The sequence below is a fragment of the Candidatus Eisenbacteria bacterium genome (assembly GCA_035712145.1).
GTDB lineage: Bacteria > Eisenbacteria > RBG-16-71-46 > RBG-16-71-46 > RBG-16-71-46 > DASTBI01.
The window spans coordinates 1-2960 of the sequence record DASTBI010000250.1 but is presented as its reverse complement, the minus strand read 5'-3'; the positions used below and the strand labels follow the sequence as shown (position 1 = coordinate 2960).

The following is a 2960-nucleotide window of genomic DNA, read 5'->3' as shown; positions in this document are numbered from 1 at the left end:
GCCGATCAGGAGTACTACAGCCACACGCTCCAGCTGCACTTTCGCTCGGGGACGGCGCAGGACTTAGGCTGCGTGACGCCAGCGTGTTTTCACATCACGAACGTGGTTCTGATGTCATACGGGGAACCTGACCTTCACCTGAGTTCCGCGGCGCTCGTGAGCAATGCGGTCGACTGGCAGGGCGGTATCCCGGTCGGCTGCATCTTCTCCAGCCCGACGACGAAGAACAGCTGGGGACAGATCAAGGCGCTCTATCGATAGCTCGGAAACCGACGCTCAGGCGGGGGCCTTGGCGACACCTCGATAAGCGAAGTCGACGTTCTCGAGGTGCTCGTCGAGGCCCGCGTCGTTCGCGCCGCGGGTCGGGTAGCCGAGCCCGCGGAGGCGCTCCCGCGTGGCCGCGAGATCGAGCCCTTCGCCCATCGCCTGGATCACTCCGGACTCGAGCTTCTCGAGGTAATCGAGGTCGCCCCGCAGCCGCGCGAGCACGGCATCCTTGCCGCGCGCGATCGAGCCATGCCCGGGGATCAGCGTGGTGATCGCGCCACCTTCGGCCAGTGGCCTGAGCCCTCGCAGCGTCTCGAGGTAAGGCCGGCAGGGTCCGTCGAGCATGGGTGGCTCGATGTCCGACAGCATGTCGGCCGCGATCAGCACGCCGTGGTCGGGCAGATGGATGCTGATCTGGCTCGTCGAGTGCCCGGGCGCGTCGCGGATCACCAGCCGCCAGGGCCCGAGCTTGAGGAAGCGCAGCCCGCTCACCGCGTGGTCGGGGCGAAACGGCGTGAAGCCGCGCTCCCAGCTCTCGGCGTGCTTCGCGGCCAGGCCGCGGATCTCATCGAGGATTCGCGCGGCGTCCCGCTTCACTTCGGCCGCGAAGTGGTCGTGGGCCAGGGTCTGCGCCTTCGGCCACCACGGGCGCCCGATCACGTGGTCCCAGTGCGCGTGGGTGAACACCAGCATCACCGCGGCGGGATCCGTATCGGCCACCACGCGCGCGAGATCGTCGAGCTCGGACGCGAGGATGCCGGGATCCACGAGCACCGTCTGCTCGGCGTGCAGCAGCGCCACGGAGTTCATCTGGAAGGCCGCGCTCTGGCGCACGTGGATGCCGCCATCGAGCCGCGTCCAGGCCGAAGAGGTCGCCATCGCGCCCACGCTATGACGACCCCGATCCGGGCGTCAACGGTCGCGGAAAGGCCGCCGTCCGCGCTAGGATGCCGTGGCATGGGGAAGGAGGGGCGATGACGGAAGCACCACGCAGGCTCACCGACGAAGAAGTCAAGCTCGCGCTCTCACGACTCGCGGGCTGGCAGGTGATCGGGGGAAAGCTCCATCGCGAGTACCAATTCAAGGACTTCGTGGCGGCGTGGGGCTTCATGTCCAGCGCGGCGCTGGTGGTCCAGCAGATGGACCACCATCCCGAGTGGTTCAACGTCTACCACACGGTGCGCATCGATCTCGTGACCCACGACGCCAAGGGCATCACCCGGCGCGACGTGGATCTCGCCACGAAGCTCGAGGACCTCGCGTCGGGCCTCGCGCGCGGCTAGCGGACCGCGGCGCTGCGCGGCAGCATGAGCAGGGTGACCTGGTTCTTCGGGTCCTTGAAGTAAGCGAGCCAGCGTCCAAGATTGCCTGGCAGCTCGCTCTCGAAGCGAGCCCGATAGCTGGCCCAGAATCGGTCGCCGCCCCACAGCGCGCGACCGGCCTGCGACCGCGCCAGCGTGTGAAGCAAGCCCGGCTCGTACGGCACGCGGGGGAGCAGATCGTCTCCGATCGGGCCGCCGAGCAGCCACAGGACGCTTCCCCGCAGCTCCTCGTAAGGCTCGGTGGTGACGATCAGCGACTGGAAGGTATTGAGCGCGCCCTCGATCCGACGCGACACGTCCTCGGGCTTCGTGGTCTCCGCATCGACGAACGGAAAGATTCTCAGCAAGTCCGGCTCGTCGAAGATGGCGTAATGGTGACGGTTGGGCGCCTTGCCTTCCTGATCGCGCAGCCAAATGTGGTTGAAGTGGGAGCCGAGCAGGAGCGAGTTCAGATAGAAGGAAGGATGAAGGCTGTCCTCGAGCGCGGGGGCCATCACCGCCACGACCGCATTGGAGCTCTTGAGGCCATCCACCGAGAGCGTCCTGGATGCGGCCTTGAGCGCGGGTTGCGGAGGGTGGGCGAGCTTGGTGCCGGCGGGGATCGCGCCGAACAGGTTCTGGATCAGCGCGGGAACGTCGACCTTGTCGAGATTGCCGGCCAGGCTGAGCGCGGCATTGGCCGGCACGAACCGGCGCTTGAGCTGCACCTCCGCCTCGGAGAGCGAGATCTTGGCAAGCCCCAGGGCTTTCGCGCGCCGCAGGATGTCCTCGTCCTTCCGGCCCATGGCGACTTCCCGCACCTGGAAGTAGAGCGCGCCGAGCGGCATCCCGTAGAGCAGGTCGTTCATCTCGGTGCGCGCGTGGTTGACCGCATCGGTCAGCCCCTGTTTCGTCACCTGCACCCCGCGCATGCGGGCCGCCACCTGGCTGAGAACGCCCGGGAACTGCTCGACGGTCGCGATCTCGGTGAACAGCGTGGTGCGGCGCGAGACCGGGTAGCTCCACCCCAGAGGACGCTGGCTGTCCAGATCCTCGCGATCGCGGGCGGGGGCGTCGCCCGCAGCCGACATGAAGGCCAGTTCCCCGAGCACCTGGGCCAGACCCTCCATGCCGGCAGGGTCGTCATCGGTTCCGACCGAGTAACCCACCGTGATCGCCACCGCCATGGCTTTCGGGACATGGCGCGTGGAAACGCGCAGGCCATTGTCGAGCGTCCAGCTGCGGACCGCGGTGCTGTCGGCGAGGACCTGGGGATTGGGAACGACGGCGGCGGCGGCGGGCGTGGCCAGGAGGCCGGCGACCAGCATCAGGGTGCTTAGAGACCTCGGATTCATGGGGCTCCGGGATCGAGTCGAGGCAAGGGAGCGTTCG

General features: G+C 67.7%; 4 protein-coding genes. 2 read left to right on the top strand and 2 right to left on the bottom strand.

Translation table 11 applies throughout. From position 1 onward, the window contains the following. A partial coding sequence (locus VFQ05_17355; protein ID HET9328537.1) for a hypothetical protein occupies window positions 1-261 on the top strand: 261 nt, incomplete at its 5' end. A gap of 15 nt (window positions 262-276) precedes the next feature. On the opposite strand, the gene VFQ05_17350 is transcribed toward VFQ05_17355, so the two are convergent. Then, entirely contained in the window at window positions 277-1146 is an 870-nt protein-coding gene (locus VFQ05_17350; protein HET9328536.1) for an MBL fold metallo-hydrolase, read from the bottom strand. A 95-nt stretch (window positions 1147-1241) separates the two neighbouring features. On the opposite strand from VFQ05_17350, the gene VFQ05_17345 reads away from it, so the two are divergent. Continuing rightward, complete coding sequence (locus VFQ05_17345) at window positions 1242-1550, top strand: 4a-hydroxytetrahydrobiopterin dehydratase (GenBank protein ID HET9328535.1); 309 nt, start codon at window positions 1242-1244, stop codon at window positions 1548-1550. Here VFQ05_17345 and VFQ05_17340 read toward each other — a convergent pair. Continuing rightward, window positions 1547-2896 (bottom strand): insulinase family protein, encoded by a 1350-nt coding sequence (locus tag VFQ05_17340; protein HET9328534.1) that lies wholly within the window; start codon window positions 2894-2896, stop codon window positions 1547-1549. The two genes, VFQ05_17345 and VFQ05_17340, sit on opposite strands and share 4 nt — an antisense overlap. Window positions 2897-2960 lie beyond the last annotated feature (64 nt).

What these genes read in the sequence shown, in the direction of transcription:
- VFQ05_17350 (HET9328536.1), bottom strand. Translation starts at nt 1,146, where the DNA reads ATGGCGACCTCTTCGGCCTGGACGCGGCTCGATGGCGGCATCCACGTG.
- VFQ05_17345 (HET9328535.1), top strand. Translation starts at nt 1,242, where the DNA reads ATGACGGAAGCACCACGCAGGCTCACCGACGAAGAAGTCAAGCTCGCG.
- VFQ05_17340 (HET9328534.1), bottom strand. Translation starts at nt 2,896, where the DNA reads ATGCTGGTCGCCGGCCTCCTGGCCACGCCCGCCGCCGCCGCCGTCGTT.